The organism is Micromonospora sp. SD12, assembly GCF_052068495.1.
GTDB lineage: Bacteria > Actinomycetota > Actinomycetes > Mycobacteriales > Micromonosporaceae > Micromonospora > Micromonospora echinofusca.
On record NZ_JBQHDF010000003.1, the window covers coordinates 334,174 to 357,568 of the forward strand.

Annotated in this window: 20 protein-coding genes; 14 read left to right on the forward strand and 6 right to left on the reverse strand. The window is 75.1% G+C overall.

Features of this window, described 5'->3' with window-relative positions; genetic code table 11:
- Positions 1–1,145: 1,145 nt before the first annotated feature.
- Together ACTMS2_RS08495 and ACTMS2_RS08500 are read right to left on the reverse strand one after the other, a co-directional pair.
- Positions 1,146–2,210, reverse strand: coding sequence for a hypothetical protein (locus tag ACTMS2_RS08495; RefSeq protein ID WP_441174917.1), 1,065 nt, complete (start codon positions 2,208–2,210; stop codon positions 1,146–1,148).
- A gap of 1,002 nt (positions 2,211–3,212) precedes the next feature.
- The gene (locus ACTMS2_RS08500; protein WP_441174918.1) at positions 3,213–3,713 is read right to left on the reverse strand and encodes a hypothetical protein; all 501 of its coding nucleotides are present in this window, start codon (positions 3,711–3,713) and stop codon (positions 3,213–3,215) included.
- Between the two features lie 64 nt (positions 3,714–3,777).
- Here ACTMS2_RS08500 and ACTMS2_RS08505 point away from each other — a divergent pair, with 64 nt between their 5' ends.
- On the forward strand, positions 3,778–5,055 hold the full coding sequence (locus ACTMS2_RS08505) for a WG repeat-containing protein (protein WP_441174919.1): 1,278 nt from the start codon (positions 3,778–3,780) through the stop codon (positions 5,053–5,055).
- 56 nt (positions 5,056–5,111) lie between these two features.
- Positions 5,112–6,110 (forward strand): aldo/keto reductase family protein, encoded by a 999-nt coding sequence (locus tag ACTMS2_RS08510; protein WP_088999150.1) that lies wholly within the window; start codon positions 5,112–5,114, stop codon positions 6,108–6,110.
- 55 nt (positions 6,111–6,165) lie between these two features.
- On the opposite strand, the gene ACTMS2_RS08515 is transcribed toward ACTMS2_RS08510, so the two are convergent.
- The gene (locus ACTMS2_RS08515; RefSeq protein ID WP_441174920.1) at positions 6,166–6,963 is read right to left on the reverse strand and encodes a site-2 protease family protein; all 798 of its coding nucleotides are present in this window, start codon (positions 6,961–6,963) and stop codon (positions 6,166–6,168) included.
- Complete coding sequence (locus tag ACTMS2_RS08520) at positions 6,963–7,163, reverse strand: hypothetical protein (protein ID WP_088999148.1); 201 nt, start codon at positions 7,161–7,163, stop codon at positions 6,963–6,965. The genes ACTMS2_RS08515 and ACTMS2_RS08520 overlap by 1 nt, the downstream gene beginning before the upstream one ends.
- A gap of 200 nt (positions 7,164–7,363) precedes the next feature.
- On the opposite strand from ACTMS2_RS08520, the gene ACTMS2_RS08525 reads away from it, so the two are divergent.
- From ACTMS2_RS08525 to ACTMS2_RS08545, 5 genes are all read left to right on the forward strand, one after another.
- A complete protein-coding gene (locus ACTMS2_RS08525) occupies positions 7,364–7,564 on the forward strand; it encodes a hypothetical protein (RefSeq protein ID WP_089003310.1) in 201 nt (66 codons plus the stop codon).
- A gap of 37 nt (positions 7,565–7,601) precedes the next feature.
- The gene (locus tag ACTMS2_RS08530; protein ID WP_441174921.1) at positions 7,602–9,386 is read left to right on the forward strand and encodes a protein kinase domain-containing protein; all 1,785 of its coding nucleotides are present in this window, start codon (positions 7,602–7,604) and stop codon (positions 9,384–9,386) included.
- Between the two features lie 98 nt (positions 9,387–9,484).
- Positions 9,485–11,440 carry a bifunctional adenosylcobinamide kinase/adenosylcobinamide-phosphate guanylyltransferase gene (locus tag ACTMS2_RS08535; protein WP_441174922.1) on the forward strand — a complete coding sequence of 652 codons (1,956 nt, stop codon included), beginning with the start codon at positions 9,485–9,487 and terminating at the stop codon, positions 11,438–11,440.
- Positions 11,430–12,203 (forward strand): adenosylcobinamide-GDP ribazoletransferase, encoded by a 774-nt coding sequence (gene cobS / locus ACTMS2_RS08540; RefSeq protein ID WP_088999145.1) that lies wholly within the window; start codon positions 11,430–11,432, stop codon positions 12,201–12,203. Before ACTMS2_RS08535 ends, cobS begins: the two co-directional genes overlap by 11 nt.
- 66 nt (positions 12,204–12,269) lie before the next feature.
- Positions 12,270–13,565, forward strand: coding sequence for a DUF2314 domain-containing protein (locus ACTMS2_RS08545; protein WP_088999144.1), 1,296 nt, complete (start codon positions 12,270–12,272; stop codon positions 13,563–13,565).
- A 138-nt stretch (positions 13,566–13,703) separates the two neighbouring features.
- Here the strand turns inward: ACTMS2_RS08545 and gcvT are convergent, their stop codons facing one another.
- Positions 13,704–14,828 (reverse strand): glycine cleavage system aminomethyltransferase GcvT, encoded by a 1,125-nt coding sequence (gcvT, locus tag ACTMS2_RS08550; RefSeq protein WP_088999143.1) that lies wholly within the window; start codon positions 14,826–14,828, stop codon positions 13,704–13,706.
- Between the two features lie 161 nt (positions 14,829–14,989).
- Between gcvT and ACTMS2_RS08555 the strand changes: the two genes are divergently transcribed.
- Positions 14,990–16,561: a leucyl aminopeptidase gene (locus tag ACTMS2_RS08555; protein WP_088999142.1), complete on the forward strand. Its 1,572-nt coding sequence runs from the start codon at positions 14,990–14,992 to the stop codon at positions 16,559–16,561.
- 73 nt (positions 16,562–16,634) lie between these two features.
- Here the strand turns inward: ACTMS2_RS08555 and ACTMS2_RS08560 are convergent, their stop codons facing one another.
- Positions 16,635–16,964 (reverse strand): hypothetical protein, encoded by a 330-nt coding sequence (locus ACTMS2_RS08560; protein WP_088999141.1) that lies wholly within the window; start codon positions 16,962–16,964, stop codon positions 16,635–16,637.
- A 141-nt stretch (positions 16,965–17,105) separates the two neighbouring features.
- Between ACTMS2_RS08560 and lpdA the strand changes: the two genes are divergently transcribed.
- From lpdA to ACTMS2_RS08590, 6 genes are all read left to right on the forward strand, one after another.
- Positions 17,106–18,536, forward strand: coding sequence for a dihydrolipoyl dehydrogenase (gene lpdA, locus ACTMS2_RS08565; RefSeq protein ID WP_441174923.1), 1,431 nt, complete (start codon positions 17,106–17,108; stop codon positions 18,534–18,536).
- A 66-nt stretch (positions 18,537–18,602) separates the two neighbouring features.
- The gene (sucB, locus tag ACTMS2_RS08570; protein ID WP_441174924.1) at positions 18,603–20,438 is read left to right on the forward strand and encodes a 2-oxoglutarate dehydrogenase, E2 component, dihydrolipoamide succinyltransferase; all 1,836 of its coding nucleotides are present in this window, start codon (positions 18,603–18,605) and stop codon (positions 20,436–20,438) included.
- Between the two features lie 277 nt (positions 20,439–20,715).
- Positions 20,716–22,047 carry a low temperature requirement protein A gene (locus ACTMS2_RS08575; protein ID WP_441174925.1) on the forward strand — a complete coding sequence of 444 codons (1,332 nt, stop codon included), beginning with the start codon at positions 20,716–20,718 and terminating at the stop codon, positions 22,045–22,047.
- 73 nt (positions 22,048–22,120) lie between these two features.
- Positions 22,121–22,390, forward strand: coding sequence for a type II toxin-antitoxin system Phd/YefM family antitoxin (locus ACTMS2_RS08580; RefSeq protein ID WP_366641959.1), 270 nt, complete (start codon positions 22,121–22,123; stop codon positions 22,388–22,390).
- Positions 22,380–22,796 (forward strand): type II toxin-antitoxin system VapC family toxin, encoded by a 417-nt coding sequence (locus ACTMS2_RS08585; protein ID WP_441174926.1) that lies wholly within the window; start codon positions 22,380–22,382, stop codon positions 22,794–22,796. The genes ACTMS2_RS08580 and ACTMS2_RS08585 overlap by 11 nt, the downstream gene beginning before the upstream one ends.
- A gap of 108 nt (positions 22,797–22,904) precedes the next feature.
- Entirely contained in the window at positions 22,905–23,387 is a 483-nt protein-coding gene (locus tag ACTMS2_RS08590) for a hemerythrin domain-containing protein (protein ID WP_441174927.1), read from the forward strand.
- Positions 23,388–23,395: the final 8 nt, after the last annotated feature.

Below are 23,395 nucleotides of genomic sequence, written 5' to 3' on the forward strand. Positions count from 1 at the left end.
CCCTACAGCGCCCCGACCTCCGGAGCCCCGACCGGGCGCGCGGCTGCCGGGCCGGCGGCTCCTGGGCGCGCGGCTGCCGGGCCGGCGGCTCCTGGGCGCGCGGCTGCCGGGCCGGTGGGCTTCCGGGGGCCGGCTGGGGAGGTCCCCATGCCCGGGCGCCCCGTCTCCCCCGCGCCGTTCCGCGACCTGCCACGCTCCACCGGGCCCGTTCCCGTCGAGCCGGTCCACGGTCGGCCGGTGTCGCCCGCCGGACCTCCCGGCACGCCCGTCTCGCCCGCCGGACCTCCCGGCACGCCCGTCTCGCCTTCGGGTCCCGTCAGCGGACCGGTGTCGCCCGCCGGGCCGCTCTCCGGGCAGACGGCGGGTCGTGCTCCGGTTCCGGTGTCGCCCGCCGCCCCGACCGCCAGCCGCCCGGTATCCCCCGCTGGCCCGGCGGACCGTGTGGCTGGCCGTCCGGTGTCCCCCGCAGGCCCGGTCGCCGGACGGCCAGGATCACCGGTACCCGGCACCGACCGGACTGGTTCCTCCGTCCCCGCAGCGGGTCGCCCTGCCACGCCCGACCTGGTCCCGCCGGCCCCCGTTTCCGGCGTACCCGCCTCGGGCCTGCCGGTTTCCGGCGTACCCGCCTCCACCGTGCCTGCCGCCGGTGCGCCGGGTTACGGCGTACCGGCCTCGGGCGGACCGACTTCCGGCGTGCCGACGTCCCCTGCGGTGCCGGTTGATCCTGTGCCGAAGCGACGCCTCCCCCCGGCCAGCCACGCGCCCCGCCCGGCCGCCCAGGACGACGCCAACCCGATCTCGGCACCTCCCGCCGCCCGGCTGCGCCTGGAGTTCCTGCCGGCGCCGGAAGCGAGTGCCAGCAGGGTGTCCGACCCGGCAGCGTCCCGCCCAGGACCGGCCCGGCCGGACGTACCGACGCCACACCCGACCGCCGGGCTCGACGAGCCCAGGCCCACACCGCCCTCGCCCGTCGGGCACGGCGAGGCCAGGTCCCCACAGCCCTCGCCCCCCGCGCCGTCCGGGTCGCCGTCGGTCGCCCGGCAGACCTCGCCGCCCCGCTCGCCGGGAGCCCCAGAAGCCGGAGGTACGCCCAGCCAGAGCCCATCGGCACCGCACCTGGCCATCGCCCCGGACCGGCCCAAGCGTTACGTCCCGCCGCCGCCGAGCGACCCGCCCGCGCCGGTCGCCCCACCGCGTCCCCAGGCACCCTCGCCGAGCGGGCCGGACGCCTGGTTCCGACCGTCCCGACCGGCGCCCCCGCCAGCCACGCCGGACGAGCCGCAGCCCGCCGGCCAGGCGGACGCTGCCCCCACGGCCCCGTCGGCTCCCACTACCCCGTCGGCTCCGAGCGGCACATCGGCTCCGGGCGGCTCGTCGGCCCTGCACGACACCGCATCTGCAACCGTTTCATCCACGCCAAGCAGCACAGCCACCCCGAGCGACACGGCGGCTCCCCGCAGCACATCGACTCCGAGCGGCGCGGCCGCTGCGTCCGGCGCGGTGATTCCGAGCGACACGGCGGGTGTAACCGGCGCGACGGCTCCCAGCAGCTCATCGGCTCCAAGCGGCGACCCGGTCCCGAGCGGCACCTCGGCCCCGAGCGGCTCCGCGGCTGCGTCCGACGCGCCGGCCCCGAGCGGCACGACGGCTGCGAGCAACGCGTCGGACGTGGACGGCATCCCGACCCTCGGCCTCGGTGCGTCGGTCCGGAGCTCCGCCGACGACGGTGCCCCGACGGCGATTCCGGGCCTGGCGTCGACGCCGTCGGTCGAGCCCACACCTGAGCGCCGCGTACCGCCGGCCCCGGCCGTGGCGGTGGAACCTGCCCCGAACTCACCGGTCATCTCACCGGTGTCCGCCCCTCCGGTGCCCGAGGCACCGGTCGAGGCAGCCCCGCCCACGATGCCGGTACCGCCCGCGTCCTCCCCTTCCGATCCCGTGTCGGGTCCGCCCGCAGGGCAGGCGCCTCCCGCGCCGGCGTCGGGCCCGCCCACAGGGCAGGCGCCTTCCGAGCCGCTGTCCGGTCCGTCTGTCGGGCAGGCGTCCATCGAGCCGGTGTCCGGTCCACCAGCCATCCCCGCACCGGCGCCCACCCCGACCAGCCCGGCGCCTGCGGTCTCGGGTCCGTCGACCGTGCAGGGGTCAGCCCCGGCAGGTCTGCCGCCGGCCAGCACGCCGCCGGAGCAGCCGGCCCCCTCCGCCTTCGCCACGCCCGTATCCACGCCTCCCGTACAGATGCACTCCGCACCGAGCGCGCCGCGCCCGGTTTCCGCGCCTCCTGCCCGGCCCGTGTCGGCGCCACCGTCCGTCCCGCCGGTTCCGGCACCGCTCGTACGCCCGGGGTCCGGACCATCGGCGGACGCGGCTCAGGAGCAGCCGGCCGGGCCGGATGCCGTTGCGGCGAACGGAACCGCTCCGGACGCGGCGGCACGCCTCGGATCCGCGCCGCCGGACGCCCCGGCCCGAGGCGGGCCCGGACACGAGGGCCCCGCGTCGTACGCCTCCGCGCAGAGCGCGCCGACCCCGCGCGATCTCGACACCGGCGTTCCCGCCCCGCGTGCCGTCGACGCGGAGGACACCGGCGTCACCCGTCGGGAGGACGCCGAGCCGCGCGTGGCCGACGCGGGTACCCCGACCACCCACCCGGATGGGCACGCCACCACTCCCGCACCCGAACCCGTGCGCAGCGTCCCGGCCGAGACCACCGGTGGAACACCATGGTTGTCACCGAGGGCCGTTGACACCCGTGGTGTTCCACCCGTCGCGGCCGATCCGCCACCGGCGGCCACCTCAGCCGTCACCACCGGGTCACCATCGACGGTCTCGCCCGCCGACGGCCCGTCGAGGGAGGCGGCGGAGGTGTTCCGGACCAGCTCTGCCGCTGCACCCTCGACCGACCCGGGCGAGCCGGTCCTGGCGGCACCGGACGAGGCGCAGCCCGCTTCCGCCACAGGCCTCGTTGCGGCCCGGCCCGTGTCCGCGCCGCCGGCAACCTCGACACCCGCCGGCGACATCCCACCCGCACCGGCCGTCACCGAACCGCCGACGCAGCCGACGCCCCCGCCGGCGGCAACCTCGGCGATCCGCAGCGACACGACGCCGGCGCAGTCCGCCGCCGAACGGCCGACGCAGCCGACGACCGCGCCGCCCGTCGACGTTCCGGTCACGCCGGTCTCCGCGCCAGTGCCGCTCGTGGCCGCGCCACCGGAGCATCACGCATCCGCGCCGACGGAAGCACCGCAGCCGGCGTGGGCCGCCTCCGCCCAGTCATCGGACGTACCGACGCGGCCGGTGTCCGCACCGCCTGCCGCCATGCCGGTCACCCCCACACCGGCCACCACGCCGCCCGCCGACGCGCCGGACGCCGCCACGCCGCCTGCCGAGGCGCCCGACGCCGCCATGCCACCGGCCGCTGCGCCAGTAGCCGCCGCACCACCCATCGTGCCGCCCTCCGCCACACCGCTCGGTGCGCAAGTACCGATGACGGACGCGGCAGCGACCACCGCGTCCCGTACTGCCGACACGAGCGCCCGCGAGCGCAGCACCGCCGGCCCACGCGCCGCAGAACCAGGCGCCACCGGATCGGGCGTCACCAGCCCACGAGCCGCTGACGCCAGCACGGGCGAACCGAGCACCGTCGGCCCACGAGCCGCCGAAGGCAGCACCGCCACCCCGAGGGCCGCCAGCCCGAGCGCCGCCGGGCCATCGGCCACCGGGACGAGCGGCGGTACGCGGGACGCTGGCCGGCAGAGTGCGGCGCAGGGTGATCCGGAGCAGGTGCTGGCGAGCTACCGCTGGCGGCTCGATCCGGCGACCCTGCGGGAGATCGTGGCGGAGCCGGACGAGTTCCGGACGATCCGGCGCCGGCTGACCGAGAAGTTGGGCGCCGCGGTGGACAACAAGTCGCGCGCGCGGCTGCTCAGTCTGCGGGCGGTGGTGTCGCGGATCCTCGGCGAACTGGACGACGCCCTCGCGGACGGTCGGCTCGCGCTGACGTACGCGGAGGCCACGGGAGAGCTACGGCGTACGGCGGTGGCGCAGGCGCGGCTGGCGCACGTGTTGCGGTGGCGCGGCGAGTTCGTCGAGGCCGACCGGCTCTTCGCCGAGGCCAACTCCACCGAGTTGCCCGAGCGGCTGCGCGCCGTGCTGCACGAGCACGCCGGGCGGTCCTGCTACGACCAGGGCCGGCTCATGGAGGCCTGTCACCACTTCGAGCGCGCCCTGGACCTGCGCGGCACCGAGGACCCCGAGTTGCAGGCGCGGATCCGGTTGAGCCTGGACGCGGTGGCGGAGCGGGTCGCGGAGACGGGCTTCGGGCCGTACCCCCGCACCCGCGAGGAGGTGCTGGAGCGTGACCGGCCCCCGGCGCCGGCGCGCGACGGCGACCTGTGGGGTTTCGCCGGCCCGGACGGCGACATGGTCATCGCGGCCGAGTACGCGGAGGCGCAGCCGTTCCGTGACGGGCTGGCCTGGGTGCGGCGGCCCGAGACCGAGCGGTGGTCGCTGGTCGACCGCACCGGCGCCACGGTGCTCGAACCGTCGTACCCGGTGGTGCGCTCCTTCTCCGACGGGCTGGCCTGGGTCTCCGACGGCGGCGACGCCGGCTGGGTGGCGATCGACGCCACCGGCGAGGTGGTCGTGCCGCACGGCTTCGCGGACGTACGGCCGTTCCGGCGCGGCGTGGCCGTGGTCCGCCGGGACGGCTGGGGCGCGGTCGACCGTAACGGTCGGATCGTGGTGCCCACCCGGCACCACGGGTTCGTCACCGTCCTGGCCGACGGCCGCTACGTCGACGGCTTCACCGAGGAGGGGCTGGCCGTGGTGGACGTGGCCGGCCGGCGTGGCGTGGTGAACCGGGCCGGGAAGGTGCTGGTCCCGCCCACCCATCCGGCGCTGGTCATCCACCCGGTCGCGTTCCTCGTCGGCGACGGCACGGGGCGCTGGGGCGCGCTCGACCGCCGGGGTGAGCCGCTGATCGAGCCCGTGCACCGCGACCGCGACGAGGTCGTGGCCGAGATCGAGCGGCTGCTCGTCGACACCAGCCCCGTGCTCTGAGCGACACCGCGCCGCCACGGCGGGTGGACATGATCCGAACGGGCTAGGGTCGACTCATGGAATTCCGTCACCTGGGCCGTTCCGGCCTGATGGTCAGCGAGATCTCGTACGGCAACTGGATCACCCACGGCTCGCAGGTCGAGGAGGACGCGGCGTTCGCCTGCGTCCGGGCCGCCCTGGACGCCGGCATCACCACCTTCGACACGGCCGACGTGTACGCGGGCACCCGCGCCGAGGACGTGCTGGGCCGCGCGCTGGAGGGCGAGCGGCGCGAGGGGCTGGAGATCTTCACCAAGGTGTACTGGCCCACGGGACCGGGCCGCAACGACCGGGGCCTGTCCCGCAAGCACATCATGGAGTCGATCAACGGCTCGCTGCGCCGGCTGCGCACCGACTACGTGGACCTCTACCAGGCCCACCGGTACGACTACAGCACGCCGCTGGAGGAGACGATGGAGGCGTTCGCCGACGTCGTGCACTCCGGCAAGGCGCACTACATCGGCGTCTCCGAGTGGAAGGCGTCGGAGATCCGCGCGGCCCACCAGCTCGCCCGTGAGCTGCGCATCCCGCTGGTCTCCAACCAGCCGCAGTACTCGATGCTCTGGCGGGTCATCGAGTCCGAGGTCGTACCCACGAGCGAGGAGCTGGGCGTCGGGCAGATCGTCTGGTCGCCGATCGCGCAGGGCGTGCTCTCGGGCAAGTACCTGCCGGGCCAGCCGCCGCCGGCCGGCTCCCGGGCCACCGACGAGAAGTCGGGCGCGGGCTTCATCTCCCGGTTCATGACCGACGACGTCCTGACCCGGGTGCAGCGGCTCAAGCCGCTGGCCGAGCAGGCCGGGCTGAGCATGGCGCAGCTCGCCGTCGCCTGGGTGCTGCAGAACCCGAACGTCTCCTCGGCGATCATCGGCGCCTCCCGCCCGGAGCAGGTGCACGACAACGTCAAGGCGGCCGGCGTCAGGCTCGACGCCGAACTGCTCAAGGCGATCGACGAGATCCTCGACCCGATCGTCGAGCGCGACCCGGCCCGCACGGAGTCTCCCGCCGAGCGCCCGTGACGCGTTCCGGCCCGGTCGCCCCCGCCAGGGCGGCCGGCCGGGCCGGACAGCACGCTCAGCCCTGCCAGAAGCGGATCAGGTCCAGACCGAGGGCGTAGAGCCACGGGGGCAGGCCGAGGAAGTCGCCCACGGCGAAGACCGCGTCGAAGAACCAGCGGTTGATCCGCGGGTTCCACAGCAGTGCGAACAGCAGGATGAAGCCGAACGGGGCGAACAGGTCGTACATCCTGCGCCACTGCGGGTTCAACCACGGCTCGATCATGTTGCCGCCGTCCAGGCCGGGCACCGGCAGCAGGTTGAGCACGCTCGCGGTGAGTTGGAGGAACGCCAGCAGCGCCACCGCCGCCCAGAACTCGACGGGCCCGCCGCCGGGCGCCCCGAGGCGTACGGCGAGCACCAGGACCAGCGTGAACAGCACGTTCGTGGCGGGGCCGGCGAGGCTGACCAGCGTGTGCCGCAGGCGCCCCGGAATGGCATGCCGGTCCACCCACACCCCCCCGCCGGGCAGGCCGATGCCGCCGAGCAGCACGACCACCACCGGCAGCGCGATCGACAGCAGCGGGTGGCTGTACTTCAGCGGGTTGAGCGTCAGGTAGCCCCGGTGCGCGACGCTGCGGTCGCCGGCCCGGAACGCCACGACGGCGTGGGCGTACTCGTGCAGGCACAGCGAGACCAGCCAGCCGGACACGACGAAGAGGAACACGTCGAGCCGGACGTTGCCGAACCCGTTCCAGGTGAGCACCCCGCTGGTCACGAAGAGCGCGACCAGGGCGAGGAAGACCGGGCTGGGCCGCAGCGCCGCCCGGGGCACACCGAGCACCAGTGGCTCGCCCCCCGGGCGGTCGCCGGCCATCACTCCGCCGGAGGCAGCAGGCTCATGCGGTAGTCCACCCGGTCGTCCTCGACGAGCGCGACCGAGGTGACGCCGGACGCCGCGAGCTCCCGCCAGGCCTGACCGATCCAGGATTCGGCGTCCGCCTGGCTGCTGAACGACTCCGCCGGCCCCTCGACCGCCTCGCCGTTCGCGCCCTCGTACCGCCAGCTCCACGCCATGCCGCGTCTCCCCTCGCCGCTGATGTCCCGTGGGACGAACCCCCGCAAGCGTAGTCGTCCGCGCACGGGGCGGCCCGACATCCGTCCGGCGGGCGGGCAGCCGCCCCGGTGGCGCAGGGTTTTCCGGCTGCTGTCCGGGTATGGGCCACCTGACGCGCGACGGGCGGTCGTGGACCGCCGGCGGCCCGGAGGAGGCGACGATGGACGAACCGCTGCACGACAAGGACACCGAGACGCTGCGGACCATGGCGGTACGCGGCGGCATCGTGGGGGCGGCGCACATGGAACGGGAGGACCTGCTGGACGCCCTCGTGGCCCGGCCCGGGGAGGGCGCCTGGCAGGAGGATCCGAAGCCGGCGGCGGTCAACCCCAACGACTTCCAGTACCAGGCCCCCCGGTAGGGGCCGCCCCGTCCGACCGGGCCGGTACGGTGTCGCGGTGCTTACTCGGGGAGTGGTGCTCAGCGACCGGTACCGGTTGGACGACCGGGTGGCGACGGGCGGCATGGGCGCGGTCTGGCGGTGCACGGACGTCATGCTGGAACGCACGGTGGCGGTGAAGGTGCTGCTGCCGGCGCTGAGCGCGGATCCCGAGTTCACGACCCGGTTCCGGGCGGAGGCGCGGATGCTGGCGGCGCTGCGTCACCCGGGTGTGGTCGCCGTGCACGACGTCGGCCGGGCCGTCCTCGCCGACGGCAGCCAGGCCGACTACCTGGTGATGGAGTACGTCGACGGCCAGCCGTTGAGTTCCTGGCTGCGGCGGGCGGGGCGGCTCGACCCGGCGTCGACCATGTCGGTGGTGGCGCAGGCCGCCGAGGCGCTGCACACGGCCCACGTCGCCGGCATCGTGCACCGGGACGTCAAGCCGGGCAACCTGCTCGTGAAGGCCGACGGCCGGGCGGTGCTGGTCGACTTCGGCATCGCCCGCTCGGGCACCTCGGCGGGCATCACCGCCGCCAACGTGATGCTGGGCACCGCCTCGTACATGTCGCCGGAGCAGGCCGCGAACCAGCCGGTCTCCCCGGCGACGGACATCTACGCGCTCGGCGCGGTGGCGTACTTCTGCCTAACCGGCCAGCCGCCGTTCGACGGTGACAACCCGCTCCAGGTGGCCCTGCGGCACCTTCAGGAGGAGCCGCCGCCGCTGCCACCCGACGTCCCCCCGGCGGTGGCCGCGCTGGTGCAGCGGGCGATGGCGAAGCACCCGGGCGACCGGTTCGGCGACGCGGCGGCGATGGCCGACGCCGCGGCCGAGGCCCGTGACGCGACCCTGGCCGTGGTCCCGACGTCCGCCCGCCCGCCGTGGGCCGTCGCCGGCCCGACCTCGGCGGCGTCCGCTGGCGCCACGCTGTCGCCGGCCCCCGCCGGGCCGCTCGCACCGCCGGATCCGTGGGCGCCGCTGCCGCCCGTCCCCGCCGCAGCGCTGCCCGCGGGCGGCCCGCCCGACCGCCCGGCACCGGACACCGGCGGCGGCACCTGGGCTTCGGCCCCGCCCACCCGGGAGGATCCGGTCACGCCACCGCCGTCACGGCGGCGCCGGGCCGCGCTGCTCGGCTCGGCGGCCGTCGGGTCCGTGGTGCTGGTCGGGGTGGCGGTGCTCGCGCTGGTCCCCGACGACGGCCCGGCCGGCGGGGACGTGCCGGCGGCGCTGACGGGCGGATCCGCGCCGGCGGGCTCGCCCGGCGCGGCGGCCGGCGACGGGACGGGCAGGCTCCGCGTCGAACCCACGGCGGGCGCCACCCGCCCGACGGCTCCGGCGGCGTCCGGCCGGCAGTCGGCGTCCCCGTCCCAGCCCGTCCCGCTCCCCACGGCGGGCGGCGGCGAGCCGACCCCCACCGCCTCCGGCCGGCCGGGTGCCGAACCGACGGCCGGCCGACCGGCGAGGACGAACCCGTACACGCCGGTCGGGGCGTGCGGCAGCGGCTACCAGGTGATCGACTCGGCCGCCCTGACCGCCTCGGGCACCCGGCAGGGTCGGGTCTACCTGCTCTACCACGCCGGCACCGGCGACAACTGCGTGGTCACGATGAAGGAGACCGCGGTGGGCACGGCGACGACCGCCTCGGCGTGGCTGGAGGTGCGCGGCCGGGCGCGCAGCACCGACAGCGGGTCGTTCTCCTACTACGCCGGGCCGGTACGGGCGAAGGCCGCCGGGGTCTGCGTGAAGTGGGGCGGCGCCACCGGCGGGGCCAGCTACGGCAGCGGGTTCGAGCACTGCGGCTGAGCGCGCCATGCCCGACGACGACCGGCCGCTCCGGGCCGGGACGGAGCGCAGCGCACCTCCGGGGGGCCGCACCCGGGTGCTGGCTCTAAAGTACGGGCATGTCCGTTGACGGGTGGAACACGGTCCTGGTGCTCGGCGGCATCCGGTCCGGAAAGTCCGAATTCGCCGAGTCCCTGGTCGCCGACGCGCCGACGGTCCGCTACGTGGCCACGGCCGCCGACGCGCCCGCCGACGACGCGGAGTGGGCGGCCCGGCTGGCGGCGCACCGCGAGCGCCGACCGGAGACCTGGACCACCGAGGAGACCGCGGCCGACCCGCGCCGCCTCGCGGACGTGCTCGCCGCCGCCGGGCCGAACGAGACGCTGCTCGTCGACGACCTCGGCGGCTGGGTGACCGTGCTGCTCGACCCGGCCCACCAGCCGGCGGACGACACCGCCACCATCGCCGAGCTGGCGGCGGCGGTGCGCTCCTGCGCGGCCCGGTTGGTGCTGGTCAGCCCGGAGGTCGGGCTCTCCCTGGTGCCCACCACCCCGCTCGGGCGGGCCTTCACCGACGCGCTGGGCGCGGCCAACCGGGCGGTCGCCGACGCCTGCGACGCGGTCGTCCTCGTGGTCGCCGGCCAGGCCGCCTGGCTCAAGCCGCGCGTCCCGCACCCGGCCACCGTGCCCGCCCAGGCCGGATCCGCGCAGGCCGGGCCCACGCAGGCCGGGCTGGCGCAGAACGGCGCGCCGGGCGTTCCCGGCGGCGCTCGCGGGTCGGTGGCCGCGTCGGAGCCCTCCCCGGAGGTGTTCACCCCCGCGCCGCCGGCCGCCCCGGACGCGGCGCACGGTGCCGAACCGACCGGCACCGCCTGGGCCGCCCCGACCATGGCGCTGCCGATGGTCGCCACGGGCCTGGTCATCCAGCCCGGCATGGAACTGCCCATGCCCGACGAGTACACCGGGCCGCAGGCGATCGAGCGGCTCGCCACCCTGGACGTGCCCGGGTCGGGGCTGGGCGTGCTGGAGCGGGCGGTCGGGTTCGCCGCCGCCACCCAGGGCACCCCCACCCCGGCCCCGTGGGGCTCGGTACGGGTGCTGCTGCTGCACGGCGACCACCTCGGTGGCGCAGCCGCCGGCACCGTCGAGGGCGAGTCGGCGCGCCGCGCCCGGCAGGCCCGCGCCGGGCAGGGGGCGCTGGCCCGGCTCGCCGCCGAGAGCGGCGCCGGACTCCAGGTGGTGGAGGCGCCGGCGTCCGCACCGATGGAGGCCGAGCCGGCGTTGACCGGCGAGCAGGTCGAGGTCGCCCTGCGCTACGGCTGGCGGCTCGCCGAGGAGGCCGCCGACGCGGGCGTACGGCTGCTGGTGCTCGGGGCGTGCGGCGCCGGCACCGAGGCCGCCGCGGCGGCGGTGCTGGTGGCGACGGCGGGCGCGGAGGCGCCCGCGGTGCTCCCGCGGGTGCTCACCGGCTCGGGCGAGATCGACGACGCGGCCTGGATGACGCGGTGCGCGACGGTGCGCGACGCCCTGCACCGGACCCGGAACTCGCCGCGCAGCGCCAAGGACGTGCTGGCCGAGCTGGGCGGTGGGGACATCGCCGTGGCCACCGGCGTCCTGCTGGGCGCCACCGCCCGGCGGCTGCCGGTCATGCTCGACGGGCCGGTCGGGGTGGCCGCCGCCATGGTCACCCGCGACCTCGCCGGACAGGCCCGGCACTGGTGCCTGCTGGCCGACCACGGTGGGCACCCCGCCGTGCGGCTCGGCGCCGACGTGCTCGGCCTGACGCCGCTGCTCGACCTGCGGCTCGACCTGGGCGAGGGCGCGAACGCGCTGGCCGCGCTACCGCTGCTGCGCTCGGTGCTGGCGCTGGCCGCCGCGCTGCCGGCCCACCCGTCGCTCGGCGGCGACGACGAGCAGGACACCGACGAGCCCGACTTCCGCGAGCCGGAACCGGCCGGGCCCGGACCGACCAGCACCGAGCCCGACTTCCGCGAGCCGGAGCCCGCCGGCCCCGGCCCCACCAGCACCGGGTCGGAGTCGGAACCGGTGGACCCGTCCGGCCGGCGTGCCGGCTGAGTCGCGGCTCGCCGACGGGGCGCGGTTGGCGCTGACCACCTTCACGACCCTGCCGGTACGCGCCGGTCGCATCGACCGGGCGGTGGCGGGGACGGCGATGGCGCTCGCCCCGGCGGTCGGCGCGCTGCTCGGCGTCGTGCTCGCCGGAATCCTGCTCCTGCCCGGTGCGCTCGCGCCCCCGCTGGTCGCGGCGGCGGTGACCGTCGGCGCCGGGGCGCTGCTCACCCGGGGGCTGCACCTGGACGGGCTGGCCGACACCGTGGACGCGCTGGGGTCGTACCGGCGGGGGGCGGCCGCGCTGGAGATCATGAAGAAGCCGGACGTGGGCCCGTTCGGGGTGGTCGCGCTGGTGGTCGTACTCCTGGTGCAGACGGCGGCCCTCGCGGAGCTGGCGGGACGGTCGTGGCCGGCGGCGCTCGCGGCGGTGGTCGCGGCGAGCGCCGCCGGCCGGCTCGGGGTGGCGGTGGCCTGCCGGCGCGGGGTGCCGGCGGCCCGCCCGGAGGGGCTCGGCGCGCTCGTCGCGGGCACCGTCGGGCCGGTCGCCCTGGCCGCCGGGGCGGTCGCCGTCGCGCTGCTGGCGCTCGCCGCCGTGCCGGGCCGCCCGTGGCAGGGGCCGCTCGCCGTCGCCGCCGCCCTCGCCGTCGCGGTGGGGCTGCTGCGCCACGTGGTACGCCGGCTCGGCGGCGTCACCGGCGACGTGCTCGGCGCCACCGTGGAGGTGGTCACCACGCTGGTCTACCTGGGAGTGGTGCTGTCCGGCTGAACGGGGCACACCGCGCCGGGTAGCGTTCTCCCACGACAGCACCGGCGCGGCCAACCGGGGGACGACATGCTCATCACGGACGACTTCCTGCCCGTACCGGTTCCGGAGTCGCTGAGCGCGACCTACCTGGTGCCGATGACGGGGCTGCCGAAGGTGAGCGCGAAGACCGCCGTGGCGCGGCTGAGCGGCCGGCTGGCCGAGCCCGTGCACGGGCTGGCGCGGCAGATGCTCGACAGCCCGCTGATGAGCGTGGACACCCGGCCGATCGCCGAGTTCCCCGAGCTGCCGCCCGATCTGCTCACCGCGTTCGGCGCCACCGAGGCGCAGTTGGCCCGGCTGGCCGCCGCGAGCCACCTGGTCGTGGTGCAGGCCGAGTACCGGCCCGGCTGGCCGCCGGCCCACGAGTGGGCGGCCCGGGCGGTGGCCGCCGCCGTCGCCGAGTCCGTCGACGGCGACGTGGTGGACGTGTTCGGCCTCCAGTTCCTCGACCCGGCGACGGCGCTGCGCTCGCTGCCGGACGCCCAGGGGCGGATCCGGCTGGTCGACTGGGTGCTGGTGCCCTACTCCTCCGACGCCGAGGGCCTCTGGTTCACCACGAAGGGGCTGCGCCGCTTCGGGCTGCTGGAGTTGCAGACCCAGGGCGTACCGGACCACCTGACCCGGGCGTGGGGGGCGGTGATGACCGGCGCCGCCCGGCGGCTGCTGCGGGACTGGACCGACGGGCTCTCCGGCGAGGAGGTGCCGGCGTTCGTGCAGCTGCCGGTGCTGGCCACGGTGACCGGGCACGACATCGCGGTGGCGTACGGCAATCCGGAGCAGCACGGGGCGACGGCGCCGGTGCTGCTGCGGCTGGAGCTGGATCCGGCCACCGATCCCGACGCCGACTCGTTCCTCAGCCTGCGCCCGCCCGCCGGGCATCCGGGGCCGGACGGCCGCTACTACGCCGCCGCCTGCGCCACCCTCTTCGCCGGCATCCAGCCGGACGTGCGCTACGCCCGGGCGGGCGACGCGATGAGCAGGGCGGTCGCCACCGCCCGCGCCGGGCTGGGCGACATCCGAGCCCGGTTCCTCGCCGGCCAACTGCCCCCGGAGACGCAGCTCGTGGTCAAGTACGGCCTGCCCGGCGACGACGGCCCCGAGTACGTCTGGGCGGGGGTGACCTCGTGGGACGCCCCGGAGCGGATCGTGGCCGCCAGCGCCAGCGACGCCAACACCGACCCGACCGTGCGCATCGGCTCACCGGTCGTCGTGGAGGCCACCGACGTCGTCGACTGGGCCGTGCTCGACGGCACCGGCGTCATCGAGGGCGGCTGGACGCAGGCCGTCCTGGACGCCGGCGAACGCCCCCACCCCCCGCTCTGACCCCCTCTCCCCCCACCCCCACCCTCCCCACTCCCGTGTTGATCATGAAGTTGTTGCCGGGACACGCCGGTCCGGGTGACAACAACTTCATGATCAACGGCGGGAAGGGGGACGGCGGGCGGGGGGCCGGGGCGGGGGTCAGCGGACCGAGGGGGTGACGAACGGGGGGCGGGTGACGCGCATCTGGGCGCGGCGGCCGCGGATGTCGACCTCGACCAGGTCGCCGTCGGCGAGCTTCGCGGCGGTGTCCAGCAGCGCCAGGGCGATGCCCTGCTTCTTCGTGGGCGAGAACGTGCCGCTGGTGATCGTGCCGACCTGCGCGTCGCCGACGTGCACCGTCATGCCGGGGCGCGGGATGGCCCGGTCGACCGCCTCCAGGCCGCGCAGCGTACGCCTCGGGCCGGCGGCCTTCTCCGTGAGCAGCGCGTCGCGGCCCCAGAAGGCCGGCTTGTCCCAGCCGACCGCCCAGCCGGAGCGGGCCTGCACCGGGGTGATCTCCGGCGACAGGTCCTGGCCGTGCAGCGGGTACCCCATCTCGGTGCGCAGGGTGTCCCGGGCGGCCAGCCCGCAGGCGCGCAGCTCGGGGTCGGCCGCGAACAGTGCGTCCCAGACCGCGACCGCGTCGGCCGCCGGCACCACCAGCTCGTAGCCCAGCTCGCCGGTGTAGCCGGTGCGGCACACCGTCAGCTCCACCCCGTTGAGCGTGGCGGTGGAGAAGCTCATGTAGTCGTGCCCGGTCGGCAGGCCCAGCGCGTCGAGGAGCTCGACGGAGCGCGGGCCCTGCACGGCGAGGACGGCGTACGCCTCGTGCTCGTCGGTGACCGTGACCGACGGCGGCGCGGCGGCGCGCAGCCGGCGCACCACCTCGGCGGTGTTCGCGGCGTTCGGGATCAGGAAGACGTGTTCGTCGCCGTGCAGGTAGGCGATGATGTCGTCCACCACGCCGCCGGTGGCGTCGTCGCAGCAGAGGGTGTACTGCGCCCGGCCCGGCCCGATGCGGCCCAGGTCGTTGCTGAGGCAGGCGTTGACGAACCCCGCGGCGCCCGGCCCGGTCACCCGCGCCTTGCCCAGGTGGGAGACGTCGAAGACGCCCACCCCGGTACGCACCGAGGCGTGCTCCTTCAGCACTCCGCCCCCGGCGTACTCCAGCGGCATCTCCCAGCCCCCGAACGGGGCGAACTTGGCACCGAGAGCGGTGTGCCGCTCGTGCAGCGGAGAACGGCGCAGCCGGGTCGCGGCGGCGTCGGAGGTCACGTCGGTCATGGGTGGGAACTTACCGGGAGCTGGACGGCTGGTTAGCATCGGCGGGACCCGTCGGAGCAGTCGGCGGGACAGCCCCGACCTCCGACGGGTACGTTCCGCCGGAGACCTCCATCGCCGGTACGCGACGACGCGACCGGCCCGGCCCGCCCGGAGTAGCTTCAGTGACATCGCCCAGCACCACCCTGAGCCTGGTCGACACCGACCCCGCCGAGCTCGCCGTCGACGCGATCGTGATCGGCGTGCACAGCCAGACCGCAGAGCAGGCCACCACCACCGGCCTGGCCGGGACCCTGCTGCTGGCCAGCGGCGCGGAGAGCATCGCCGCCGCCTTCGACGGCAAGCTGACCGAGACGCTGGCCCTGCTCGGCGCGACCGGTGGCCCCGGCGAGGTGATCAAGCTGGCCACGCTGGGCACCGTGACCGCCCCGGTGGTCGTCGCCGTCGGTCTCGGCCCGGAGCCGACCGGCGCCGCGCCGGCCCCGGAGACCCTGCGCCGGGCCGCCGGAGCGGCCGTACGGGCCCTCGCGGGCGCGCCCCGGGTGGCCCTCGCGCTGCCGCTGCCCGACGACGCCGACGCCCCGGCGGCGCTGCGCGCGGTGGCGGAGGGGGCGATGCTCGGCGGCTACCGCTTCGCCGGCTACAAGACCCGGCCCCAGCCGGCCCGGCGCGAGCCGGTCGCCGAGGTGCTCGTCGCCGTGCCGGACGCCGGTGACGCCGGCGCCCAGGCCGAGATCGCCCGCGCCCAGGTGGTCGGCGGCGCGGTCCGGCGCAGCCGGGACTGGGTCAACACCGCCCCGAACGAGCTGCGCCCGCCGTCGTTCGCCGACTCGGTGGCGGACGCCGCCCGGGAGGCCGGCCTGACGGTCGAGGTGCTCGACGAGGCGGCCCTGGCCGCCGGCGGCTACGGCGGCATCATCGCCGTCGGGCAGGGCTCGGAGGCCCCGCCGCGGCTGGTGAAGCTGAGCTACACCCCGGCCGGCGGCGGCAACGGCAAGCGGGTGGCGCTGGTCGGCAAGGGCATCACCTTCGACACCGGCGGCATCTCGATCAAGCCCGCGCAGGGCATGTGGGAGATGAAGTCCGACATGGGTGGCGCCGCCGCGGTGGCCGCGACCATGCTGGCGATCGCCGCGCTCAAGCCGTCGGTGGCCGTGACGGCGTACCTGCCGATGGCGGAGAACATGCCGTCCGGGCGCTCGTACCGGCCGGGTGACGTGATCAGCATGTACAACGGCAAGAAGGTGGAGGTGCTCAACACCGACGCCGAGGGCCGGATGATCCTGGCCGACGCGATGGCGCGGGCCTGCGAGGACGGCTGCGACTACCTCTTCGAGACGTCCACCCTCACCGGCGGGCAGGTGATCGCGCTGGGCAAGCGCATCGCCGGCGTGATGGGCACCCCCGAGCTGTGCGAGCGGGTCCGCACCACCGGCGACGCGGTCGGCGAGCCGGCCTGGCCGATGCCGCTGCCGGACGACGTGCGCAAGGGCATGGACTCCGACGTGGCCGACATCTCCCAGGTCAACGCCGGCATGGACCGGGCCGGGCACATGCTCCAGGGTGGGGTCTTCCTGCGCGAGTTCGTCACCGCCGACGTCGCCTGGGCGCACATCGACATCGCCGGCCCGAGCTACCACTCGGGCGAGCCGACCGGCTACTGGACCAAGGGCGGCACGGGCGTGCCGGTCCGCACGCTGGTCCAGCTGGTGGAGGACGTCGCCGCCAACGGCTGACGTACGCGAAGGAGGGCCCCTCGTCGACGAGGGGCCCTCCTTGCGTTTCACCCGGCCGGGCGCGGAGGCTGGCTCAGAACAGCTCGGGGCGGCGCTTTCGGCGCTCGTTGTAGTCGCGCATCCGCTGCGGGTAGCCCATCAGCCGCACGTCGTAGACCGGGATGCCCAGCCGGTACGCGAAGCGGCGGGCGCCGTCGGGCCCGTCGATGCGACGGCGGGTCCACTCGCCGTCGTCGGCGATCAGCATGACCGTTGTCTCGGTGACGGTGGTCCGCGGCTCGATGTAGGCCTCGACCCCGCGCCGGCTGCGTACGAAGCCCTCGAGGTGTTCCAGGTCGCCGCGGTCGGCGGCCCGGTCGAGGCTGACCGCCCGCGTCTTCTTGCGTCGCCGGAACAGTCCCACCGAGCGTCTCCCCCTCTGGTCCGTGATCGAAGCCAGTGCCAAGCGTACGTGTCACGGACGTGTCGTTGGGCACCTCAGTACGCGGGCGGCGGGCGGTGGTGACAAGATGACCGAGGTGGGGTGTGCCCGTGTTACCCCGCCGTGACCCCCCGAAGCAGTGACGCGACCTGGGAGTTGGACGTGAGCGAGCCGAACGACGCAACCTTCGACATCGTCATCCTCGGAGGTGGCAGCGGCGGCTACGCGACCGCCCTGCGTGCCGTCCAGCTGGGCCTGAAGGTCGCGCTGGTCGAGAAGGGCAAGCTCGGCGGCACCTGCCTGCACAACGGCTGCATCCCCACCAAGGCGCTGCTGCACGCGGCCGAGATCGCCGACCAGACCCGCGAGTCGGAGCAGTTCGGCGTGAAGGCCGAACTGGTCGGCATCGACATGGCGGGGGTCAACGCGTACAAGGACGGCGTGATCTCCCGGCTCTACAAGGGCCTTCAGGGCATGCTCAAGGGCAACAAGGCGATCACCATCGTCGAGGGTCACGGCAAGCTGGTCGGCAAGAACGTCGTCGAGGTCGACGGCAAGCGCTACACCGGCCGCAACGTCGTGCTGGCCTCCGGTTCGTACGCCAAGAGCCTGCCCGGCCTGGAGGTCGACGGCGAGCGGGTCATCACCAGCGACCACGCCCTCACCCTCGACCGGGTCCCCGCCTCGGCGATCGTGCTCGGCGGCGGCGTGATCGGCGTCGAGTTCGCCAGCGTGTGGAAGTCCTTCGGGGTGGACGTCACGATCGTCGAGGCGCTCCCCCGGCTCGTCGCGGCCGAGGACGAGGAGTCCTCGAAGGCGCTGGAGCGGGCGTTCCGTAAGCGGAAGATCAACTTCAAGGTCGGCAAGCCGTTCGAGAAGGTCGAGAAGACCGACAAGGGCGTCAAGGTCACCATCGCCGGCGGTGACACCGTCGAGGCCGAGCTGCTGCTGGTCGCGGTCGGCCGCGGCCCGAACACCGCCGACCTCGGCTACGAGGAGCAGGGCGTCAAGATGGACCGCGGCTACGTGCTGACCGACGAGCGGCTGCGCACCAGCGTGCCGAACGTCTACGCCGTCGGCGACATCGTGCCCGGTCTCCAGCTCGCCCACCGGGGCTTCCAGCAGGGCATCTTCGTCGCCGAGGAGATCGCCGGCCAGAACCCGGCCGTCATCGACGAGGTCGGCATCCCGCGGGTCACCTACTCCGACCCGGAGCTGGCGTCGGTCGGCCTGACCGAGGCGAAGGCCAAGGAGCAGTACGGCGCCGACAAGGTCAAGACCTACAACTACAACCTGGGCGGCAACGGCAAGAGCCAGATCCTCAAGACGGCGGGCTTCGTCAAGCTCGTCCGGGTGGAGGACGGCCCCGTGGTCGGCGTACACATGGTCGGCGCCCGGGTCGGCGAGATGGTCGGCGAGGCGCAGCTCATCTACAACTGGGAGGCGTACCCGGCCGAGGTGGCGCAGCTCGTGCACGCCCACCCGACGCAGAACGAGGCCCTGGGCGAGGCGCACCTGGCGCTCGCCGGCAAGCCGCTGCACGCACACGCCTGATCACGACAACCGCGGCGTCCGGCGACGGGCGATGATCCCACCAGGGGAATGAAGGAGTCTTTGAAGATGCCGGTATCGGTCACCATGCCCCGGCTCGGTGAGAGCGTCACCGAGGGCACCGTCACGCGCTGGCTCAAGCAGGAGGGCGACACCGTCGAGGTCGACGAGCCCCTGCTCGAGGTGTCGACCGACAAGGTCGACACCGAGATCCCGTCCCCGGCGGCGGGCGTGCTGAGCCGGATCGTGGTCGGCGAGGACGAGACCGCCGAGGTCGGCAGCGAGCTGGCCGTGATCGCGGGCGAGGGCGAGTCCACCGGCGGCGGCGAGGCCGCCGGGCAGCAGGAGGAGCCGGCCGAGCAGGCCGCCGAGGCCGCCGAGGAGCCGCAGGCCGAGGCGGAGCAGCCGGCCGTCGAGGAGCCGGCGCAGGAGCAGGCCGCCCCGGCGCCGTCGGGCGAGGGCACCCCGGTCAAGATGCCGGCCCTCGGCGAGAGCGTCACCGAGGGCACCGTCACCCGCTGGCTCAAGCAGGTCGGCGACACCGTCGAGGTGGACGAGCCCCTGCTGGAGGTCTCCACCGACAAGGTCGACACCGAGATCCCGTCGCCGGTGGCCGGCACGGTCCTGGAGATCAAGGTCGCCGAGGACGAGACCGCCGCCGTCGGCGCCGACCTGGCCGTGATCGGTGCCGCCGGCGCCGCCCCGGCCGAGGCGAAGCCGGAGCCGAAGCCCGAGCCCAAGGCGGAGCCGAAGCCCGAGGCCAAGCCGGAGCCGAAGCCTGAGCCGAAGGCCGAGGCCAAGCCGGAGCCCAAGGTCGAGGAGCCGACCCCGGGCATGTCGTACAACGAGCCGTCGGCGGAGGCCGAGACCTCGGCGCGGCCCGCGCAGGCCGAGCAGAAGGCCATGCCCTCGGCCCCGCAGACGCAGCGCCCGTCGGCGCCCGCCCCGAGTGGCGGCGAGGAGGCTGCCGGCTACGTAACCCCGCTGGTGCGCAAGTTGGCCGGCGAGCACGGCGTCGACCTCTCCTCGGTCAACGGCACGGGTGTCGGCGGGCGGATCCGCAAGCAGGACGTGCTGGAGGCGGCGGAGAAGGCGAAGGCGGCCAAGGCCGCGCCGGCCCCGGCGCAGCAGCCCGCCGCGGCGGCCCCGGCCAAGCCGGCCGCCAAGCCGCAGCCGAGCGCCAAGCGCGGCACCACCGAGAAGCTCCCCCGGATCCGGGCGACGATCGCCAAGCGGATGCAGCAGTCGCTGCACGAGATGGCGCAGCTGACCACCGTGGTCGAGGTGGACGTCACCAAGGTCGCCAAGCTGCGGGCGCGGGCCAAGGAGTCGTTCCAGCAGCGGCACGGCGTGAAGCTGTCGTTCCTGCCGTTCTTCGCCCTCGCGGCGGTCGAGGCGCTCCAGGCGTACCCGATCGTCAACGCCAGCATGGACCTCGACGCCGGCACGATCACCTACCCGGAGTCGGAGCACCTCGGCATCGCCGTGGACACCGAGCGGGGTCTGATGGTGCCGGTGATCCACGGTGCCGGTGACCTCAACCTGGGCGGCATCGCCAAGCGCATCGCCGACCTGGCCGAGCGCACCCGGACCAACAAGATCAGCCCGGACGAGATCGCCGGGGCGACCTTCACGCTGACCAACACCGGCAGCCGGGGCGCCCTCTTCGACACCCCGATCGTGCCGTCGCCGCAGTCGGCGATGCTCGGCACGGGTGCCGTGGTCAAGCGTCCGGTCGTGGTCAACGACCCGGAGCTGGGCGAGGTCGTCGCCGTCCGGTCGATGGTCTACCTGGCCCTGTCGTACGACCACCGGCTGATCGACGGCGCGGACGCCGCCCGTTTCCTGGTGGCGGTCAAGGAGCGGCTGGAGGCCGGCAACTTCGAGGCCGAGCTCGGCCTGTAGTTCCCGCCTGGACCACACGACGGGCGCCCCGGTCACCGACCGGGGCGCCCGTCGCCGTTCCGGCGGCCCGCCCGGCCCCACCGGTCCGCCACCCCGACCGGCCTGCCCGGCCTCACCGGCCCGCCACCGCCGGCCCTCTCCGCCGGCCCGGTAGGCCCACCGCCCGACCGGTCCGGCCGCGCCGTCCCGCCCGCCCCGTCCACCGCGGCCCCGGGGCCCTCGGCGGGCTCACGCGATTCCGGCCCGGTGGTGACAGGGCGCTGCCAGAGTGGATGGGGTGGGCGGCATCCGATGGCGCGGGCGGCTGGGACCGGCCGTCTCGATCGCTCCCGGCGCCCGCGTCGACCGGTTCGAGATCTTCTTCGACCTGGTCTTCGTCTTCTCGTTCTTCATCATCACCCGGGCCACCGCCGCCCACATCTCCGGCTGGCAGCTCGCACACGCCATGCTCGTGCTCGCCGTGCTGTGGTGGTGCTGGGTGGTGCACTGTGTGGTCGCCACCCGCGTAAGGCTCGGCGAGGGCTTCGTCCCGGTGCTGATGGTCGTCGGCATGGCGGCGCTGTTCTGCTTCGCGCTGTCGCTCCCCCAGGCCTTCAGCGACGCGACCGACGTGGCCGCCGGCCCGATGGTGGTCGCGCTGAGCTACGTGGTGATCCGGGGCGTGCACCTGTCGCTGTACTGGCACGTCGCGCGGGAGAGGCCCGGGGAGCGCCGGCTGTTGCTGAAGTACTCCCCGGAGATGGCGGTCAGCACCCTGCTGCTCATGGCCGCCGCGCTGATCCCGCCGCAGATCGACGACCCGGGGCGGGCGGCGCTGCTGCGCGACGGGCTCTGGGTCAGCGTCGTCCTGCTCCAGTACGGCATGGGCCTGGTCGCGGGCGCCTGGGGCTGGACGGTGACGTCCGCCGAGCACTGGACCGAGCGGTACGACCTCATCCTGATCATCGCCCTGGGCGAGTCCGTCATCTCCGTCGGCGTCGGCAGCAACCTGCTCGGCCAACCTCCGACGTGGCCGGCGGTCGCCGCGGCGGTGCTCGGCATCTTCTTCACGGCCGCGCTCTGGTGGGCGCACTACGACGTGATCGCACCGGCCGCCCGGATCGCCCTGCACGCGGCCGAGGGCCGGCCCCGGGTCTCGATGGCCCGCGACGCGTACGCCTACCTCCACCTGCCGATGATCGCCGGGATCATCCTGTTCGCCCTCGGCGCCGAGGAGATCGTGCACCAGGTCGCCGACCCCGAGGTGCCGGTCGCGGACCCCGCGCACGGCCCCGGCGTCCTGCTGCTGTTCGGCGGGGTCGCCTGCTACCTGTGCGCGAACATGCTGTTCCAGTGGCGCACCCTGCGCACCGTCTCGTGGACCAGGGTCGGTGCCGTGCTCCTGTTGGCCGCCACCGTTCCCGTCGGCCAACGGCTGCCGGGGTTGGCCGCCCTCACCCTGCTCACCGCGATCTGCGTCGGTCTGGTGGCCGTCGAGGCGGTGGTCATGGCGGACTCCCGGCGTGCCCTGCGCGAGATGGTCTTCGAGGAGAAGACCACCCACGAGGCGCACGAGGCCGCCTGGCGCGCCCGCTGGCGCGAGCCCACCCCGGACGAGCCGTCGACCTGACAGTTGGGCACCGGAGCACACCCTCCTCGGCAGGTGCGTAGCACTTCGTAGCACCCTGAACTAGGATCGTGTCGTGGCAGAGCACGCTCACCGGGAGATAACACAGCGGGAACTGCGCAACGACTCGGGCGCGATCATGCGGCACGTCGAGTCCGGCGAGTCCTTCGTCATCACCCGCAACGGCACCCCCGTCGGGAAGCTCATCCCGCTGCGGCGGCGCACGTTCGTCCCCCGGGCGGAGGTGCTCGCCGCCTTCGCGACGGCCCCCGTACTCGACGGCGAGAGGTTCCGCGCGGACATCGATTCATCGGTCGAGCAGGACCCGTTCAGCCGTGAGTGGTGAGGCACCGGTCCGTGGCCTGATCGACACGAACGTCGTGATCCATCTCGGCGCCCTCGGCCCGGAGGACCTGCCCGAGCAGATGGTGATCAGCGCCGTGACGCTCGCGGAGCTCTCCGCCGGTCCGCACCACACCGACGACCGCGCCGAGCGGGCCCGGCGGACCAGCGTCCTCCAGCACGCCGAGGCCGTGTTCGAGCCGCTGCCCTTCGACGCCGAGGCGGCGCGGGCCTTCGGCCTGGTCGCCAGTGCGGTCCTGGCCACGGGACGCACCACCCGCCGCCGGCTGGCGGACCTGATGATCGCCTCCATCGCGTACGCGAACGGGCTGTCGCTCTACACCACCAATCCGGCCGACTTCGTCGGGCTGGAGGAGTTGGTCTCCGTCCGGCCGGTCCGTCGCCCCTGACCGGGCACGTGTCGCCGTGCCTGCTGTCGTAGGCTGGGCGCAGCGTCGCGGTGCACCCGGCAAGGAGACCGCCGAGGGCATGGAGGCGCGGGACAGCATGGGACACACATGCCCCCCATCACGCCGCACGAGCGCCTGAGGGCCTTCGGCAACCAACTGGTCGAGATCCACCTCTGGCTCCGCGAGGAGCTGGCCCGCCTGCGCGAGGGGGTGGACGACCCCGGCGTACGGCCGAGGGACCTGCGGGCCCACTGCCTGGCCTTCTGCGCGGCACTGACCCGGCACCACACCGGCGAGGACGCCGGGGCGTTCCGGGTGCTGGGCGAGCAGGTGCCCGAGCTGGCCCCGGTGCTGCGCGAGCTGGAGGCCGACCACCACATCGTGGCCGACGCCCTGCGCCGGGTCGAGGAACTGGTCGGTGGGGCCGCGCCGCCCGACGAGGTGCGGGCCGAGCTGGACACTCTCGCCGCGCTGCTCGAGACACACTTCGTCTACGAGGAGAAGAAGCTCGTGCGCGCGCTCAACGGGCTGACCGAGGGCAGCACCGAGAGCCTCCTCGGGGTGCCCCTCCCGCCGCCGCAGGACGGGTAGGTCTGCCG